The sequence below is a fragment of the Desulfitobacterium sp. PCE1 genome (assembly GCF_000384015.1).
GTDB lineage: Bacteria > Bacillota > Desulfitobacteriia > Desulfitobacteriales > Desulfitobacteriaceae > Desulfitobacterium > Desulfitobacterium dehalogenans.
On the sequence record NZ_KB913023.1, the window covers coordinates 520,592 to 539,807 of the forward strand.

General features: G+C 38.6%; 16 protein-coding genes. 15 read left to right on the forward strand and 1 reads right to left on the reverse strand.

Annotation, left to right across the window (positions count from 1 at the left end; translation table 11 throughout):
• Positions 1 to 243: 243 nt before the first annotated feature.
• The 10 genes from DESPCE1_RS22025 to DESPCE1_RS23110 all read left to right on the forward strand — a co-directional run bounded on the left by DESPCE1_RS22025 (position 244) and on the right by DESPCE1_RS23110 (position 13,592).
• Positions 244 to 2,238, forward strand: coding sequence for an AAA family ATPase (locus DESPCE1_RS22025; protein ID WP_019849364.1), 1,995 nt, complete (start codon positions 244 to 246; stop codon positions 2,236 to 2,238).
• Positions 2,239 to 2,243: 5 nt separating this feature from the next.
• The gene (locus tag DESPCE1_RS0102610) at positions 2,244 to 3,719 is read left to right on the forward strand and encodes an LlaJI family restriction endonuclease (RefSeq protein ID WP_019849365.1); all 1,476 of its coding nucleotides are present in this window, start codon (positions 2,244 to 2,246) and stop codon (positions 3,717 to 3,719) included.
• Positions 3,720 to 4,178: 459 nt separating this feature from the next.
• Positions 4,179 to 4,514, forward strand: a complete 336-nt coding sequence (locus DESPCE1_RS0102615) for a helix-turn-helix domain-containing protein (RefSeq protein ID WP_019849366.1) — start codon at positions 4,179 to 4,181, stop codon at positions 4,512 to 4,514.
• Between the two features lie 11 nt (positions 4,515 to 4,525).
• On the forward strand, positions 4,526 to 5,584 hold the full coding sequence (locus DESPCE1_RS0102620; RefSeq protein WP_019849367.1) for a DNA cytosine methyltransferase: 1,059 nt from the start codon (positions 4,526 to 4,528) through the stop codon (positions 5,582 to 5,584).
• Positions 5,585 to 5,598: 14 nt separating this feature from the next.
• On the forward strand, positions 5,599 to 6,555 hold the full coding sequence (locus DESPCE1_RS22030; RefSeq protein ID WP_019849368.1) for a restriction endonuclease PLD domain-containing protein: 957 nt from the start codon (positions 5,599 to 5,601) through the stop codon (positions 6,553 to 6,555).
• Between the two features lie 833 nt (positions 6,556 to 7,388).
• Positions 7,389 to 7,802 (forward strand): very short patch repair endonuclease, encoded by a 414-nt coding sequence (locus DESPCE1_RS0102635; RefSeq protein WP_019849370.1) that lies wholly within the window; start codon positions 7,389 to 7,391, stop codon positions 7,800 to 7,802.
• Between the two features lie 32 nt (positions 7,803 to 7,834).
• On the forward strand, positions 7,835 to 8,233 hold the full coding sequence (locus DESPCE1_RS0102640) for a hypothetical protein (RefSeq protein WP_019849371.1): 399 nt from the start codon (positions 7,835 to 7,837) through the stop codon (positions 8,231 to 8,233).
• Positions 8,234 to 9,165: 932 nt separating this feature from the next.
• Entirely contained in the window at positions 9,166 to 10,104 is a 939-nt protein-coding gene (locus DESPCE1_RS0102655) for a DUF1837 domain-containing protein (protein ID WP_019849374.1), read from the forward strand.
• Positions 10,104 to 12,287 carry a DEAD/DEAH box helicase gene (locus DESPCE1_RS0102660; RefSeq protein ID WP_019849375.1) on the forward strand — a complete coding sequence of 728 codons (2,184 nt, stop codon included), beginning with the start codon at positions 10,104 to 10,106 and terminating at the stop codon, positions 12,285 to 12,287. The genes DESPCE1_RS0102655 and DESPCE1_RS0102660 overlap by 1 nt, the downstream gene beginning before the upstream one ends.
• Positions 12,288 to 13,424: 1,137 nt before the next feature.
• Positions 13,425 to 13,592, forward strand: coding sequence for a hypothetical protein (locus DESPCE1_RS23110; RefSeq protein WP_019849377.1), 168 nt, complete (start codon positions 13,425 to 13,427; stop codon positions 13,590 to 13,592).
• A 665-nt stretch (positions 13,593 to 14,257) separates the two neighbouring features.
• Here the strand turns inward: DESPCE1_RS23110 and DESPCE1_RS0102675 are convergent.
• Positions 14,258 to 14,914, reverse strand: a complete 657-nt coding sequence (locus DESPCE1_RS0102675; RefSeq protein ID WP_014792502.1) for a transcriptional regulator — start codon at positions 14,912 to 14,914, stop codon at positions 14,258 to 14,260.
• A 218-nt stretch (positions 14,915 to 15,132) separates the two neighbouring features.
• Between DESPCE1_RS0102675 and DESPCE1_RS22245 the strand changes: the two genes are divergently transcribed.
• The 5 genes from DESPCE1_RS22245 (at position 15,133) to DESPCE1_RS0102695 (ending at position 19,210) form a co-directional block, all read left to right on the forward strand.
• Entirely contained in the window at positions 15,133 to 15,357 is a 225-nt protein-coding gene (locus DESPCE1_RS22245; RefSeq protein ID WP_084813848.1) for a group II intron maturase-specific domain-containing protein, read from the forward strand.
• A 278-nt stretch (positions 15,358 to 15,635) separates the two neighbouring features.
• Positions 15,636 to 15,953, forward strand: coding sequence for a Rid family detoxifying hydrolase (locus DESPCE1_RS0102680; protein ID WP_014792504.1), 318 nt, complete (start codon positions 15,636 to 15,638; stop codon positions 15,951 to 15,953).
• Between the two features lie 157 nt (positions 15,954 to 16,110).
• Positions 16,111 to 17,118: a D-cysteine desulfhydrase gene (locus DESPCE1_RS0102685; protein ID WP_014792505.1), complete on the forward strand. Its 1,008-nt coding sequence runs from the start codon at positions 16,111 to 16,113 to the stop codon at positions 17,116 to 17,118.
• Between the two features lie 113 nt (positions 17,119 to 17,231).
• Positions 17,232 to 17,942 (forward strand): aspartate/glutamate racemase family protein, encoded by a 711-nt coding sequence (locus DESPCE1_RS0102690; protein ID WP_019849378.1) that lies wholly within the window; start codon positions 17,232 to 17,234, stop codon positions 17,940 to 17,942.
• Positions 17,943 to 17,992: 50 nt separating this feature from the next.
• A complete protein-coding gene (locus DESPCE1_RS0102695; protein ID WP_014792507.1) occupies positions 17,993 to 19,210 on the forward strand; it encodes a dicarboxylate/amino acid:cation symporter in 1,218 nt (405 codons plus the stop codon).
• Positions 19,211 to 19,216: the final 6 nt, after the last annotated feature.

A 19,216-nucleotide genomic window follows, 5' to 3' on the forward strand; every position in this document is an offset into this window, starting at 1 on the left:
AATCCACCAGGGCTATAGGCTTTCATATGATATATCTTGATCAGGGATGGGAGGGGCAAAGGACTGCTTATGGTCTCATGAAAAAATAAATATTTATGTTCGGTTATTATTCTTACGGAATATAAGACAGTTGTTTTGTCAACGGCTGTTTTTGGATATGCATTTAGGCCGATAAACTACTTTAAGAAATATATAGGATAAGTAAAAAGGAAAATGCTAATTGATGTTCTATGGAGGTATTCTATGATTGATTTATCTACGATCAATTCGACTGAAAAACTAGCGTTGGTATGCTTGTATTTTGCTCAGTTAAGAAGCTCGGATGAGCGTTACGCAAATAAAAAATGTGCAAATACCCTTAGAGTAGTTGCTAATAAATACGGATTTACATATTCAAAAGCAAAGAACGATAGAGATGCTTTTGATGCTATGTATGATAATGGTCGCAAGGGTTGGACAGATAGGCCTTTAGAAAAGAGGAGCAAATATCTTAATAATATTTATGAAAAGTATAAAGATTTGTCTTTGGATGAAATCGAAGAAGCTACAAAAATAATTATTAAAGAAGCAGAAGATGGAGGTAAACCATATTTCAGTATTAAAACTAAAGATGCAGGTACTGTTCATGAGATATTGGCAAGAAATAGTAATATCGAATTTAATGGTATCAATATTTTGCAGGATTCTCTAAAACTTGGACAGCCTGTTTTTATCGTATTAGGAGGTGATAAACCTGAGTGGGAAACAGGGCTCGTTGGTATGGGTGTGATTTCTCAGGAACCATATGATATAGGATATAGCGGTAAAAATTATAAAATAAAAGTTGATATAAAATTACTATTAGATAAGCCCATTAAAAGGGAGGATTTATTGCCGTATAAAGATACTTATGGGATTATTGGGATTGGTCCTATTGTAAAATGGGAACCGAATCAAGCATTATCGCAGATACAAGAAAAGAATGCCGTTGCACTAATGAGAGCAATGCTCGAATTAAGCCCGAGTATTGAATCGGATTTAGATGACTTAATTGATAGAGACACCATTATACGTGTAAAAGGTGCGACTATAAAATTAGTTGAAGTTGAAGTTGCATATGGGGATAATATCAAGGATTCTGTGGTAACGGCGTTAAATACGGTATTTGAAGATGATGAAGAAGTTAATAGAAGCATTCAAATGATAGGAAATGACAATAATTCAGAGAATAAAAGTGATGCAGAAGAACAAAAAGAATATCAGGAAATTATCCACAAGACCGGGTACTTATCTACACCAGAATTTGAACGTAATCGTATTGTTTTTGGTGCACCGGGAACTGGAAAAAGTTATATATTGAAGAATGATTGCGCTGAATTAATGAAAGATTTAGGTGGGACGTATGAGAGAGTTACGTTTCATCCGGATTATTCACATGCGCACTTCGTTGGAACTTATAAACCTGTCTCAGATAAGAAAGGTGAGATTTTATATAAATTTGTTCCGGGCCCGTTTATGAGAGTATATGTCGACGCTTTAAGAAGCGGTCGAACTGAAAATCCAAAACCACATTTATTATTAATCGAAGAAATAAATCGTGCAAGAGTCGCAGCTGTATTCGGGGATGTATTCCAGTTGTTGGATAGAGATGATGACGGTGTGAGCGAATATGACATTCAAGCCAGTGAAGACATCAAGTTCTATCTTGCTTCACAATTGGGAGGAACTCCGCAAAACTATGAAAGAATCAAAATACCAGACAATATGTTTATATGGGCAACAATGAACAGTGCAGACCAAGGGGTATTCCCTATGGACACTGCTTTCAAGAGACGGTGGAATTTTGAGTATCTTGGCATCAATCAAAATGATAAGGATATTGATGGTAAAATTATACTTGGCAGTGATACGCATGCCCTAGAGATCAGCTGGAATCAGCTGCGAAAAGCTATTAATGAAAAAATGGCACAGGATTACAAGATCAACGAAGATAAGTTGATGGGTCCGTTCTTCCTTTCAAAAAAATTCATTGCCACTGATGAAAATGGAAATATTGTAAACCCTGAAAAATTTATCAATGCATTTAAAAGTAAGATTATCATGTACCTTTATGAGGATGCTGCTAAGCAGTATAAATACAAATTATTTGAAGGGTGCGACAGCAGTAAGTACTCTTGCGTTTGCAACGATTTTGATAAGTTGGGTATTGATATATTTGGAAGTGATTTTCGCGATATTTATAACAAACAAGGAGTGTAAAGACCATGGGAATTATATCCGAGTTTGTTAGGGAGCAGAAAAGGTATGCCAAAAGCGACTTAAGGCGGATTTTTCGATTGTCGTCTGAAGATGTCGATATGTTTATTAAAAATCTTAAAGCATTTGGTGTACTGAAAACTGTAAAGAATTGCATTGAACAGAGAGAACTTTCCGACTTGGTGGATGGGGATATTGAGATTGCTGATGTTATATCTGCAAACGATGATTATCTCTACGTTTTTACATATGTTGGCGTTATTACAATTGGCTCACGGGTAATTAAATGCTATCCAAAGTATCTGCTATCTGTGGACAAGCCAATTAATGAAATGAAAAAGGTTCTGAAGGTTCTTGGGAGGTATGGTTCTAGAAAGCAGATTGTAAATCTATATAATGGAGACGGCGATAGGAGCAGTTTTAATGTTTTGGCGGTGATCCTCTTTTTACTCAACGACTACCATGCGAATGGAGTATATAATAATACAGAGGATATTGTAGAGTTAAATGGCGAAGGAGAAATCCTGTGGGATAAAACGATCAATGAGGGTTTTTCTCTTATCAGTGCAAACCGCCCATACTACATAGAACTGTACACCGAAAAAACGGTTGATGATGAGTATGATTTTTTCAAGCAGCTGCATGAATGCATATTAACGGAATGCTCCAATCAATTAAAGAATTCGGGATTGTTGGAGCTATTTGAAATGACAGAGATTGATTTTACTGATGTAACGTTGGATTCTTTAGGTGATGTGGATTATATTATGTATAAGCTTCAGAATGAATTGAACGTACAGTTTAATACAAGAAAGCAACTACTTCTTAAAACGCTTTATACTTATGTGGCACATAAACGCACGGAGGAAGATAGCTATGGAATTAGTATGTACGGGACAAACAGCTTTAATCTTGTATGGGAGGATGTTTGCAGCGAAGTATTTAATAACAAGCTTAATTCGACGCTTGGACAGCTTGGGTTAATAGTTTCCCTTTGTGAGGGTTATAAGGCCGGCGATAAGCTGATTGACATTATTGAAAAGCCAATATGGTCAGGGATTGACTCGGATGGATATATGTTTTCTAAAACTTCAAAGGAAACATTGATCCCTGACCTTATCACAATAGGCTGTCAAGACGGCAAGGCACAATTTATTATTTTTGATGCAAAGTATTACAACATACAGCTCGAAAGTGGCAAGGAACTTCGTGGAAATCCAGGTGTCGGAGATGTTACAAAGCAGTATCTTTATCAAATGGCATATAAGAAATTTTTAGCCGACCATCAAATCGAGATAGTTAAAAACTGTTTTATAATGCCGACACAAGCTGATGTTATTGTTAATAAAGGCATGGTAAAGATCGATATGCTTAGTAACTTGGGGTTGCAAAACATTCAGATTCGTTTATTACCTGCTAAAATAATATACGAATATTACCTTGCTCGTAAGATAATGGATGTATCTGTTTTGGACTTGGACTGATTTTATGAATTGGACTTTGTGTAAAGGCAAGGTTCCTGGGGGGCCGGATAAAAAATATTCTTGCAAGAATTCCTTGAGTTCCTATTCCGAGACCAGGCGGTAAAGGGTGCCATATGGCTGTTCTTTTAAAACCTACCGTGACCTAGGGGGCGCGTTTTTTCAGGCGCTTTGCCCGGATAACGAAGTGGATCGACTGCTACATAAGCAGTGTAAGAATGGCCTCACAATAATCAAAGGGTACAATTTAAAATTGATTACATCCAGGTGAATCTTGACCTTAAAGATTGAATATATACTGCGGTAGTTATAGACTACCGTGGTTTTTATTTCCCAGATAACTATTGAGAACTAGTTTCGTTGATTTAATATGAGTCAACCTCGCAGCGATAAAGCAGCAAATTTGGAATATATTGCGATTTCGCTGCAAATATGTTATACTGTGGCTATGGAGGTGAGGCAATGAGTTCTGTTGGATCATATCTAAAAAAGCAGCGAGCTAAACTCTCGTTAAGCTTAAATGATGTATGTGAGCAAACAGGGATAACAACTACACGTTTAAATCGAATAGAACGAAACCAAGTAAATGAGCCTTCTCCAGAAGTACTAAAAAAGTTGGCTGTATTATATCAAATTGATTTGATTTATTTATATAAACTTGCAGGTTACATGGAAAATGTAGATGTTACAGGGCAAATACAGCCGTTTATAAATTATGAAATATTAGATAAAGAAGAACGTGAATTCATTCAGAATTCAATTGACTTTTTAGCTCAAAAGCACTTTAAAACAAAATAAGGAGGAATACCATGAAATATAGATTAGGGGAGTTATTCTGCGGACCTGGAGGAATAGCTTACGGCGCGTTGAAAGCTAGAAGTGCAGATGGTAAATACTCCATTATTCACGAGTGGGCAAATGATTATGATAAAGATACATGTGATACATATTGTCATAATATATGTCCGGATAAGCCAGAAACGGTATACCATGAAGATGTTCGAAAATTTGATATGAAAAAACTATCACCTATTGATGCGCTGGCTTTTGGGTTTCCGTGCAATGACTATAGTGTCGTCGGAGAGCAGAAAGGTATGGACGGAGTATTTGGGCCGCTATATTCTTATGGAGTCAAAGCCCTGGAATTATTCACCCCGGACTGGTTTCTTGCTGAGAATGTAGGAGGGCTTCGAAATGCCAATGATGGTAAGGCCTTTACTAAAATCTTAAGCGAGCTTAGAAAAGCGAGTTATGTTGTCGTTCCTCACCTGTACAAATTCGAACAATACGGAATACCACAGGCTCGGCATCGTCTAATAATTGTGGGCATCAGAAAAGATCTGAGCAAAAATATTGTTTTTAAAGTGCCCTCGCCGGCCCCGTACAAAGATATTGACAATTCATGCCGAAAAGCTATTGAAGAGCCGCCCATTCCTATGAAAGCGACGAATAATGAACTGACAAATCAATCTGAGATTGTTGTGCAAAGGTTACAGCATATTTTACCTGGACAAAATGCTTTTACAGCTGATATACCTCGAGAACTGCAGCTTAATGTTCGGGGGGCCAGAATGAGCCAAATTTATAAACGCCTTGATCCGAATAAACCGGCATATACCGTGACAGGCAGCGGCGGTGGGGGAACGCATATTTATCATTGGGCTGAACCCAGAGCATTGACTAATCGTGAAAGAGCACGATTGCAAACTTTCCCTGACACATTTGAATTCTTAGGTTCAAAAGAGAGTGTGAGAAAACAGATAGGGATGGCAGTTCCCTGTGAGGGAGCAAAAATCATTTTTGAAGCTATTTTAAACAGCTTTGCTGGTATTGAATATGAGAGTATACCTGCTAATATCAGCGAATAGGATGGTGAACTGCTATGTTTAATTCTGCAATGGTAGACAGAATATTGATTGAACCCATAAAAAGAGGAGCACAGCAGCTTCTTATGCTTTCTGGTTATGCCACCCCAACTATGGCTTCATGGCATATGATTAAAATAAAGGAACTGGAGATGGCTCCTATCGATATTAAGCTAATAGTTGGAATGACTAATTATGATGGGCTAACCATAGATGCGCATGAAGGATTTAAACAACTGGTAAATGCGCGAAATGGTTCAAATTTTTCAAAGTTTCAATGTCAGTACATATGTCAGGGTGCTCCTGTGCATAGCAAACTTTATATATGGTTGAAGGACGGAAAACCATTAGAAGCATGTACGGGATCGGCAAATTATACTCAGGCAGGTTTTAGTATAGGCAGGCGAGAGTATATTGTTCCCTGCAATCCTCAAGAAGCATTTAATTACTATAATCAAATAGAATGTGATTCGATATATTGTACCCATTCAGAAGTCGAGGATAATATTGTGTTTACGCCTATGCATCCAGTGTTGGATTCGGAGAGTGAACATACGCAGGCGTTGCGCGGTGAAGGAATTGTGCCAATAAAATTATCGCTTTTGGCAAGAAATGGTGAAACTGGAACAAGATCAGGACTTAATTGGGGGCAGCGTGATGGCAGGGAACCCAATCAAGCATACATCGGACTGCCGGTATCAATAGCACGTTCTGGTTTTTTTCCGGTGGAAAAGCAGCATTTTTCTGTGGTCACTGATGATAATAAACAGTTAATTCTCCGTGTTGAACAGCAAAATGACAAAGCAATTACTACTCCGATGAATAACTCGCTTTTGGGTGAATATTTCAGAAACAGAATAGGGGTTGCTAACGGAGCCTATGTATGGCGGGCTGATTTAGAACGATACGGAAGAACAGATGTCGATTTTTATAAATTAGATGATGAACACTATTATATGGATTTTTCTGTTTAGTGAATAAGTAATACAGAAAATTTAGAGCGATGTAAAGGATGATAAATTATTGGTGGGCAACTCGTCCCAAACGTCGACTGTATTCAATTTCAGGAAGGAAAATGGATGAAATTCAGAGTGTTTTATCTGTTACTCTGCTTTTTATAGACCGTCCGGAAGAACAGGAATATTTCCATAGAAAATATGGGGTTTGATCCAAAACATAGGAAAGACTAAGACGATAACTGCAAAGATGATTGCAGGGCAGAAAATTAAACTAGCGTTTATCGGAGAGTCCTTGAAACCTCTATCAGTGAAATCTCTACAGGGTTGATTGATAAATAACTGATCAGACTGGAATAGAAATTTCTGTAGTTGAAGAAACCCTGTAAAGCTTTATTCTCATGAAACTTAGGTCATTTAGACCGAATTTTGAAATGGCACTAAAGGCCGTGATGAAGCAACAGCGGAACTTTTTAAAAGTTGGACCTATTGGGCGTACTCCTGATTTTTGCATATTGTCGCATGAAAGCATATATGTGGGGATAATTGATAATAAAGCATATAGCAAATATTCTATAATCAATGACTACTGTAATCGCATGGTTCACAACTATATAAAAACCTATAGTTCAGAATTCTATCCGTTAGCTATTTCTTTTATATCGCTGGAGGTTTTGGAAAGAGCATAACATCGTAGGTAAAGGATATAGTAGTGAAACATGGTTGATAGAAGTGCAATGAGTATTTCGAATAGGATAAAATGGTATAAATCTATTAGGGGTAAAAAAACTAGAAATATATTCTCTGTTTAACGTCAAATCTTGTTTCTGATTTATAGAGGGGTGGGAAATATGGACAATCATACAAAAGAAGTAAGAAGTTACAACATGTCTCGAATCAGGAGCAAAGACAATAAACCAGAAGAAATAGTAAGGAAATACTTATTTAACAAGGGGTTTCGTTATAGAAAAAATGTAAAAACATTGCCCGGATGTCCGGATATAGTACTTCCGAAATATAAAACAGTCGTTTTTATAAACGGCTGTTTTTGGCATATGCATGATAACTGTCCAAGATTTGTTTGGCCGAAATCTAATGTAGAATACTGGACTAAAAAACTACTGGGAAATAAAAAACGAGATGAAGGAAATATATTAAGTCTTGAAGAATTAGGATGGAAAGTAATAATTGTCTGGGAATGTGAACTTAAAAAAGCAGTACGAGATGAGCGCTTAAGTTTACTTTGCCGACAAATTGAAAAATAATGTTAGAAAATACGGGGGAGGGCGGGAATATCATGCCTAAAAAAGACGATTGTTTTATTGTAGAATTAAAACCATCCCATGTTGATTGGGGAAATTATAGATATACAGATACGCGAGAGCCAATTAACGGAGAGGGGTATATTCCTATTCCACTGCCTCGAGCCCGCAGCTTCGGAATTTATAATAGTAATTATGCACACACAGGATTGGGATATAATTTATTTAACTGCACATCTGCGGATGGTTATTTTACAGGAGTATTGAAAGCAGCAGGCAGCAGAAAAGCCGGTGATATCTATGCAAAGCAGTTCGAAGGTAGCGGAGATTTAAAGGCTTTAGGGAGATGGTTTAGTAAATCCGGTGCTAAAGTTGGTGATCGTGTAAAGGTTCTTTGGACATCTCCTACAGACATTATTATAGAGCTTTTGTAGGTTGACCGGAATGTCGAAGTGTTGAAAACATTCAAGACAAATTCGGAGATTTTTAAAGGTACATTGAATCACCCACCTCTATAAATGCTGGTGTATCCCGCCTCAGCATAATGCTTCGTTTGTGGCATGCATGGAAGACATCCTGTATGTGTCCTTTCCCTCTGTATGATTGTTGTCTCAGCAACTCCAATCATAAAGGAATAAGCTCTAGAGGTGGTCAACTTTTATGTTAGCACTACTATCAACTTATATTTTACGGCAAAAAACGGCTTCTGGCATCTGCCAGTCGCCGCCTTTTGTTATTTTCCGGGCTGTTTTACTGCTACAGCCTCTTTTGACAGGAGGGAAGGAGGATGAAAAGCAGAAATTGCTTACTCGAGATCTCATTTCCACAATCTACTAAGGCCTGTCTCAAAAACGTTTGTGAGTAAACGTAAGGTGAAAGCGTGAATGTCTTTCTTTCGAAAAAAGGCGGAATAGTAGGAAGACATCCCTGTTGATCTGTATTAAGTTGTCCACATCTAGCGGAAGTAAAAAGGTAGACGGGGTTTCAAGGAACGGGAGGACGGCCTTTAATGAGGTTGTTTTTTGTTTTGTAGGATACCCATATATAGTTGCATTTGAATTGTGGTTTGCATGGGGATACACCGCTTTATAAAACAGCTAGATGCGCGCAATTTGGCGATTTTAGGCGATCTCGCTTGATTTTGTTCAGAATTACGCATATACTGTATTTATATGAAAAATTATCCAATTTTGAGGTTTTATTGGGATGGTATATCTGAACGCCGAGTACAAGTGTTTTGCGAACAAGGACGCTTTGAAGATGTTAGCCACTCAGAAAGGCGTGGGCTATTCCCAAAACTTCGAGCAAACCAATTGATAAGAGACTAAATAAATGTTTGCTAAACATAAGCAAAGGATGTGGTTACATGGAATACTTCGGAGCAAACAAAATCATAAAACAACATATTTGCCAGGAAAATCTATGTACATATTTTGTTGGCTTTGATTTAGACGATAGTGGTAAAAGCTGCTATCGTATTAATGATCTTGTAAAATTGCTCATTAGAGTTATCCCTGAATTTGCTTTTGGACATCATTTAGGGCATACAACATCAAATACCGAAATCGTTAATACACTTTGTGACGCAGCTAAAGCGGTATATAGCATAGATCAATTTCAAAAAGTAAGAGATATATACTTAAGTGGAGATTCCATAAATGATGCCGTCGCTGATAGATACCTAAGACGTGGAGAGTTTGGGGAATTAATACTTCACTTGCTTCTGCGGGATTATCAGGACACTATTCCTCTAATTTCCAAGATCTATTTTAGAGATTCTTTAGGTACAGCCGTACATGGTTTTGATGCTGTCCATATACAAGAAAGCACAAAAACACTCTGGCTTGGGGAGTCAAAGCTTTATACTGATGGCAAACGAGGAATTTCAGCCCTTATTCAAGACATAAAAGAACATTTTCTTTGCGACTATTTGAATAGTGAATTCGCCATTGTCTCGAGAAAAATAAAAACCATAGATAATATACCTGAAAAGGACCATTGGATAGACTTATTGCGTGAATCAACAACTATGCGTGAACAACTAGAGAATATAAATATTCCTTTACTATGTACATATGAAAGTCCTCTATTCACCAAGCATTCAGATGATAGGCTATATACATTTATAAGTGAATATAAAAGTGAAATGCTTAGCTTAAAGCAGTATTTTGATGACAATAATGATCATCCGCTTAAAAGTAACTTAAATATAATTTTGCTACTATTTCCTGTTCAGTGTAAAAAAGAATTAGTTGCAAGATTACATAGGAACTTAAGCAATATTCAGAGCATGGGAGAATTATAATGTCAAGAGAATTTATACGTTCCATCAAGAGTGCGGACTATATTACTCTTGATGATAGTTTCAAACTAATTAAATATTGCAACAAAATGTTAAAGGATAATGTAAGAAAAAACGATGTGAGGCTGATATTAATTTATCTCTTAGATAATTGGAATAAAATTGATGTTCAAGCTCAACAAATGTGGGTGGATATGATAGAGTCAGTGGGCTTTTATCCATATCTCGAAAAATACAAAGATCGGCTTCAGGTAGATAATACTGCTGGATTGATTAGAAAAGGATTATATAAATCCCAGTACCTCAGTAATCTGTATTTACATGAAGAACAAAAAGAATTGTTACAAAGGATATCTTTAGGCAAAAATATGATTATTAGTGCCCCGACTAGTTTCGGGAAAAGCCTTCTAATTGAAGAGATTGTATCTAGCCGTCGTTATAAGAATATCGTAATTATTCAACCTACGTTAGCGTTGTTAGATGAAACCAGAAAGAAACTAATGAAATATGATTCTTACTATAAAATAGTAGTCAAGACTACGCAACCTACATCAAATGAAAAGGGTAATATATTTTTGTTAACAGCCGAGCGAGTCTTGGAATACCCGCATCTCCCAGACATAGAATTTTTTGTTTTAGATGAATTCTATAAACTTAGCGCGAAACGTGATGATGAACGTTCAGATATTTTAAACAATGCTCTTTATCTTCTTTTAAACAAGCATAGGGCTTCTTTTATGTTCTTAGGGCCCAATATAGAGGACATATCTAATGGCTTTGCAGAAAAATATAACGCTGAATTTTATAAGACTACGTATTCCCTAGTTGCTAATGAGGAAGTTGATTATTATTCTAAATATCAAGGTCAGTTTGGCCGATCAGGGCAGAAAAAAATATTTAAAGAAAAAACTTTATTTGAATTGCTTTATTTACTAAGAGAAGAGCAAACCTTAGTGTTTTGTTCCTCACCTGCTAAAGTAAGAGATTTATCTAAGAAGTATTCTGTATTTCTTCAGGAGAAAAACATTCAGAAGATTTCGCCCTTACCTTTAGTTGAATGGATTGAGAAAAGCATTCATAGGCAATGGTGTTTAACGGAGTGTTTAAACTACAAAATTGGTATTCATGATGGCGCCCTTCCTCGTCATATAACTAGTTCCATCATAGATTATTTTAATAACCAATCGTTGAATTGTTTGTTCTGTACAACTACCATAATCGAAGGCGTTAATACAAGTGCCAAAAATATTATTTATTACGATAAAACAAAGGGAAAGGACACGCCAATTGATTTCTTCGATTATAGTAATATAAAAGGACGCGCAGGTCGGATGATGGTCCACTTTGTAGGAAAGATTTATAATTTTAATCCACCTCCCCCTAAAGAAGATATTATTGTAGATATCCCCTTTTTTGAGCAGAACCCGGTTTCTGATGAAGTTTTAATTAATCTAAACCTTGAGGAAATTAGGCAGCCTAATAGTGAACAAAATCAATATATCCAAAGCTTACCTAAAGATATGAAAGCTATAATACAGCGAAATGGCGTAACTGTCAGAGGGCAAGAAAATATTATAAATACACTTATGCATCTTTCAGACTTTACATTAGTCAATTGGACAGGGTATCCTACATACAACCAATTAGCTTATACTCTTGGTTTAGCTTGGGATAATTTAATCAAACCCGGCGAAACGACTAACCCTATGACGAAAGCGAAATTAGTCAAGCAAACGTTTGATTATACCCTGCATAAGTCCTTACAACAGCTAATACAAAACACTTATAGTTTCTACAAAACCCAGCCACGCTACTCTAAATGGAACGATGTGGATATATTAGATGAAGCCATAAAAGACTCATTTCAAACACTTCGACATTGGTTTGAATACAAAGTTCCTAAGTGGCTTACCGTCATAAATTCACTGCAAGAATATGTTTGCCAAAAGATGCACATAGCCCCTGGAAATTACTTGTTTTACGCTAACTTGATTGAAAATGATTTTTTGCCCCCGAATCTTACTTTGTTGCTTGAATACAATGTACCTATTTCCGCCATTAGAAAAATCATGAGGCTCTTACCGCCTGATATTAATGAAGATCACGTCCTTCCCTACATAATAAGAAACCATTTAGATGAAAAGAGCGATCTAATTCCATATGAGCGTGGTTTTTTCAATAGGTAAACTTTATAATGACTCTAAAGTATAATGGAGACACGGGTCTGAAAAGAAGAATTTAAAACCAGGTCGTCATGGAGCTGTTGAGAGAAGAAAAGACAAAAGACGGTGAACGAGCTGCCGCTCAGCATCTGATCAGCCATGTACTGATCGGGTATGAAAAAGGAAGTAAGTGTTAAGGATGGTTCGGTGTTTCTTGATAGTTATGCATTGATCTCTTAAATTTCCAGAATATTATCGCCTGTAATATGAGGTAATGTTCTGCTCGCTTATTAAGTTGTAACAGGAATTTTTCATGTACCACTCTAATATTAAGAGCTTACAGAACTTTTATTTAACATTTATAGGTTTGTTGGTAACAACTACTTCCTACGGAGATAGGATCTTCACATCCGTGCGGTTTACTAGATAGTCAATGCTGGTTCCAAGCAGGTCCGCGATTTTGCCCAGAACCTGTACTGGTATATTTAAGTTTGCCAACCTCATAGTTGGAATCTTTGAGCAAAAGGATGGCTGCACTGCAGAATGCCCCCAATAGGAGCTTTCGTAGTGGAAAACTGTACAAAGCTTCTCAAAGAAAGAGGCGGAAAGCCAGGCCCCAGCAAAATTCCCCCTCCCCCACACCTTGCATTTCCCTTCAAAAAAGCTATAATTAACACTAGGTGGAAATTAAAAAGTCGCCGTGACCTGAAAGTGTTGCAGCACCCTCAGGCACGAGCAGGTGTATAGGCACCTACACGTAACAGTCCAGCTGTCCACGACGACACCCTTATTATACAATGTCGCCCGTTTCCGCACAAGCAAGGTGCCTGTGCCGCGGGTGAAGTGAGTGTAATAAGATGTCTGCAGGGAGCAGACTGTGCGGCTTCACGCAGCAGGAGATTCAGCCTATTCCTGACCCAGGCAGCGGAAAGGAATTGTTCGCATACCGGTTATGCGGACCGCTTTTCTGTTCACAGCCGGTTTGTTTCCGGTTGAGTGGGGTTAGGTGTTAGGATTTCAGCAGATAAACGAAGCATAGCGCATGTGTAGGGTAAAAAAAACCTCGCATGCGCTTTTTAATTTCCCCTATCAAAGCAGACGGCAGGACCGGGTCAAGACCCGGAGCCTTGCCGCTGCTTGAAATAGGGGGTAGAGACTGGAATGACGGACTATAAAAAAATGTATTTTCAACTGGCGGCTAAAGTTGCTGATGCCATGGATATCCTTTTAAAGGCACAGCAGGAGGGAGAAATAGAATACATGGATGGAGAGCCGTTTCCTGAGAGCAAAGCCGTGGTCATTCAAGATGAAGGCTGTGATTATGACTAAAAAAGTTTTGGACTTAATTAGAAAACCGCGGAAATCGGATTTGTCCCCAAACGCGACAACGTTGTCGTGTTTGGGGACATGTCATGTTTGAACTGTCTATTGCACCGGAATACCTATGCAGCATTGATCGAGCGGTCATCAACATAAAAGAGATAGGCGTCATCCCTTTTGGGACAACGCCTATCTCTTGCATTTCCGTACCAGTTTGGGGTATAGTTCAATAAGTTTCCCTATTAAACCGTGCCTTTGGCCGCTAATGTATTATTTATAGTATTGAGGCTTAACCGTTTAAGTCTGCGGCCATCGGTCTTCCCGTAAATCGCGCAACCGTTGATACATTATGAATCACCTCGAGCTCATTCTATAGTATGCAATAATTGCAATTTTTTATGCAAAAAAACGCATAAAATGTAGAGAAGAGTATTTTGAGGTGATTACTGAAAGACGGTAACCCCATCGAAGGCCTGTACGTCGCAGGCGACTGCTCAGGCGGTTATTTTCATGGCAGCTATGTGGAATCTGCTGGCAGGCCGCAACGCCGCGCGTCGGTAGGTACAGCCGTCACTTGCGCAGCCATTAAGAATGCCATGAACTAAAAGTAATAACCAAAGAAAGACCAAACCACTTTCAAATAAGACTTGGAAGCGGTTTGGTCTTTCAAAAATCTACTTTTTTGCGGCGCGAATTTCATCCAAATAGTTATAGACAGAATAACGGGACACCCCAATCGCATTGGCCACGTCATCGACAGCTCCTTTAATTAAGAAAACACCCTTTTCATCTAAAACCTCAACGATTTTTAGTTTATGCTCTTTTTGCATTAATGAAACAGGTTTGGAATACCTGGATAATGTATCGCTGATGATTTGCTCCAAGATATGGGAAATACCACCATACTTTTCTTCGGATAGATTTTCGGTTTTATCCTCGTGAGGTATCCATTCCTCCGTAAACTTTTTCATTGCCTCTATTAATGATAGATCATAATTGATGCAAAAGCAGCCGATTACTTTACCTTGTTCATCCCGAATAAATATGTTGGAACATTTCGTGTTTCGGCCATCTTTTAACCTGCGCGTAAAGTTGCATATATTGGGAACATTATCACCATATAACTGAAGTTGCAATTGCAATGGTTCAGTAATGGGAGATCCAATCTGACGGCCAACCACATTGCCCGCCAAATATACGACCGAACTTTCAGGGTGAGAGAATTCATGAATAGCTATTTCGCAACTGGCACCAAGTGTTTCCGCCAAAGCATCAGCAAAAGGAACATATTGTGCAAGTTTGGGATGGATGGAGTTAAGAGCTTGACTCATTGGATCACCTCAATAAAATTAGTTCTTCAAATAGTTTAAGATAAGTTGATGATTTTAACAAGCGCTATTTATAGTTTGATCAATGCACTTAATTTTCAAACTAAATTCCACCCATTCACTTGGGAAAGTAGAATTTAGTTTGGAGAAATTAAAGGATGGAATTTACGCAGAGATGAACGACTGGATAAGAACCAATCGAGCATCTGCCAGTCAGAACGATGATCGCAGAAACCAATGCAAAACTGCGTGGCCACTACCAATACTATGGTATTACGGATAACAGCAAGAGCATCAAAACCTACTATTACCGGGCGCTCAAGGCGCTCTTCAAATGGCTCAATCGCAGAAGCCAGAAATGCAGCTACACATGGGAAGGGTTCAACAACTTGCTCAAAGTATTCCCTTTGATACAACCAAGAATTCGAGTAAGTATTTATGGTTAGCAAGACGCGAATCTTAAGATGAGGAGCCGTGTGTGTTTATCGTGCAAGCACGGATCTGTAAGGGCTCGGGCGTTGCGAGGCGCCCTTGCTACTCGACCAGTAATCATCCCCCCTCTGTAATTACTAAAATTTTTTAATAATTATGCCAAAATTGTTGTAAAATATTAAAAAGTATTGTAAGATAAGCTTAAAAACAACACAAAGGCCATCTTAAGGGATCATTTTTTTGCTTAACCTTGTGAAAGAAATAAGATGATCAAGCGGAGGAGGTGATAACTTTGAAGGAGATTATTCAAACAGATGCTGCGCCGGCAGTCATGGGACCCTATGTCCAAGGCATTAAGGCGGGGAATTATGTGTTTGTTTCGAGTCAATTACCGCTGGATCCAAGCACGGGGCTGTTTCCTGAGGACATCAAAGCTCAGACTGCTCGATCCATTAAAAATGTCCAAGCTGTTCTTCGGTCAGCGGGGGCAGATTTAAATAAGGTGGTAAAGGGTACGGTTTTTTTAACGGACATCAATGATTTTGCAGCAGTTAATGAGGTTTATGCTACATTCTTTGATAAGAATCCGCCGAGCCATTCTGCCGTATAAGTTGCTGCCTTGCCAAAAGGAGCGAATATCGAAATCGAAGTCATTGCGGAGATATAAAATCTAAATGTCTCAACAGTACCCATGGGAACATCGTAAAGGCTAAAGCTTCCAGCAAGCTTGTGTAAAAAATAATTATAACAAGATGGAGGACATTATTATGAATCTAGCACAATTTAAGCGCAGACGTTACACAGAAGGTAAAACTCCCTTAGAATTCCTGCCCAACTTCAGCAAAGCACTGGGTGGCCCTAATATTTACATTAAAAGAGATGATCTTTTGGGGCTTACATCAGGTGGCAACAAAACGAGAAAATTGGAATTTTTGATGCAGGATGCTCTGGATCAAGGTGCCGATACCATTATTACTTGTGGAGCAGTCCAATCCAACCACTGCCGTCTTACGTTAGCCGCTGCAGTGAAAGAAGGGTTAAAATGCAGACTTGTCCTTGAAGAAAGAGTAAAAGACAGCTACAACCTTGAGGCCAGCGGTAACAACTTCCTCTTCCATGTACTGGGTGTAGAAAAGGTTTCTGTTGTTGCAGGCGGTTCCAATATGCTGGAAGCTATGCAAAAGGTAGCTAATGAACTTGCTGCTGAAGGCAGAAAAGGATATATAGTTCCCGGCGGCGGTTCCAACCCTATTGGCACCCTGGGCTATGTCGCATGTGCTCAAGAAATTTCTGAGCAAATGTTTGAAAAAGGCATCAATTTTGACCATCTTGTCTGTGCAAGCGGCAGTGGCGGAACACACAGTGGATTACTTGTTGGATTCCAAGGCAACAACATGAATATTCCTGTTACAGGCATCAGTGTTAACCGTTCAACTAAAGCTCAGGAAAACCTAATTTTCGATCTTGCCAATAAAACTGCAGAGAAAATAGGACTTAAAATAGCAATTTCCCGTGAAGCAGTAAAAGTTGTTGATGAATATGTCGGACCGGGATATTCTCTTCCTACCGAAACGATGGTAGAAGCAGTACAACTACTTGCAAGAACTGAAGGAATCTTGCTTGACCCAGTTTATACTGGTAAGACAATGGCAGGGCTTATCGGATTGATTCGTCAAGGCCAATTGAAAAAAGGTGAGAATGTGGTGTTTGTACATACCGGCGGATCTCCGGCATTGTATGCCTATATGCCAACAATTCTTGGTAAGGATAAATAATTTAAGAAAAAGAATAAGCAACTAATTGAGATGACCATCAGGGTATGGTCATCTCACTCAAATCAAATTAAGGATCTTGCACAGTTCCTTAACAGGAGTGAACAGTGTAATTTATGAATAAGGTTATTGGAATTTTAGGAGGAATGGGCCCTTTAGCTACTGTGGACATGTTTAATAAAATTGTCACGTTAACAGAGGCTACTCGAGATCAAGACCATATTCATCTTATTATTGATAATTATCCAGGAATTCCGAATCGTCTTGACTTCCTCTTAGGTGACGGGGAAAGTCCGGAGAAAGCAATGGTTGAATCAGCTCTTAAACTTCAAAGCATGGGCGCTGATGCAATTATAATGCCCTGCAATACTGCCCATTACTTTTATGATGCTATAAAAAAGCATCTCCGTATTGATTTTATTAATATGATTGAAGAAACAGCGAAAGAGATTAAAAAAGAGAGTACTCGCTGTAAGAAAATAGGACTGCTTGCTACAAGAGGGACTTATAATACGGGAGTCTATGATAAGACATTTGCTTCCTATGATATGGAGGTTATTAAACCCGATGAAGAGGGACGGCAAGCTATAGCGGATTTGATTCTAGCCATCAAAGTAGGCCAAGACACCTTTGACTTGACAAGTATCTATCGCGTAATAGCTCAATTAAAAAAGAAAAATGCCGAAATTCTGGTTTTGGGCTGCACCGAATTACCTATTGCCTTTGAGAAGTTTAATATCAATGAAAAGTATATCGATCCGACAAGGATACTCGCTTGTTCTGCGATTCGATACGCCGAAAGAAAAGTGCGCGAATCCTCAAACTAGTTTTGCGTTTGTTCTTATTGACAACTAAAAATGATGATGGAGGGAAACTAATGAAAAGAATAAATTTGGCCACAAAAATTTTCATCGGTTTAATCCTAGGAGTCCTCGTCGGTCTTGTTGTTCCTGCTGACTTCGCGAAGAGTTATATTCAGCCCCTTGGTGAGTTGTTCATGCGCTTAATTAAAATGGTTATTGTTCCTTTGATCTTTTCTACCCTTGTTGTAGGAGCTTCAAGTGTTGGTGATGTAAAAAAGCTTGGCCGAATGGGCGGAAAAACTGTAGCCTATTATATTAGTACGACGGCTATCGCCATTGCTATCGGTATGACACTAGCTAATATGATTCAGCCTGGTGCTGGCATTCAAATACCAGTTGATGCAAACTATCAAGCAACTGAATCTCCAGGGATCATAGCTATGATTTTGCAAATTATTCCTGCTAATCCTTTAGAGGATTTAGTAAAAGGAAACATGTTACAGATCGTTGTCTTTGCTCTTTTTGTAGGTGTCGCGATCACCTTTGTTGGCAAAAAGGCGGAACCGGTACGCAATTTCTTTGAAGGATTCTCCGAAATAGTGTTTGTAATTACCAATTTTGTCATGGCATTAGCTCCTATTGGTGTCTTTGGTTTAATGGTCCCAGTTGTTGCTGTTCATGGTCTTGCTGTTTTGGCTCCCATGGCTAAGATCATCCTCGTTGTATTTTTGGCCTGCTTCATCCACGCAGCATTTATTTATTCGGCAGCTATTAAATTTATAGGAAAAGCTAGTCCTATCAAGTTTTATAAAGCTATGTTGCCAGCGCTCTTAGTAGCCTTTTCTACCTGTTCAAGTGCAGCCGCTTTACCTTCTACTTTTAGATCTGTGGAAGACGGCCTAGGTGTTTCTAAAGATGTATCCAGTTTCGTGCTTTCCCTAGGATCAACCATTAACAGCGATGGTGCAGCAATTTATCAAGGTGTGGCAGCCCTATTTGTAGCACAAGTATATGGGTTGGATTTGACAATAGCCCAACAATTCACCATCGTATTAACAGGCACACTGGCCTCCCTTGGAGCTGCCGGCGTTCCTGGTGCAGCGTTAATTATGCTGACAATGGTTCTCTCCTCAGTTGGTCTACCTTTAGAAGGTATAGCTCTGGTAGCAGGTGTTGACCGTATTTTAGATATGGCGCGTACCACTTTAAATGTTGCCGGCGATGCTTCCGCTGCCATGATTGTTGGCAATTCTGAAAATGACCCTGTGCCTTCTGCTAATTTTTCAGTCTGAGTATTT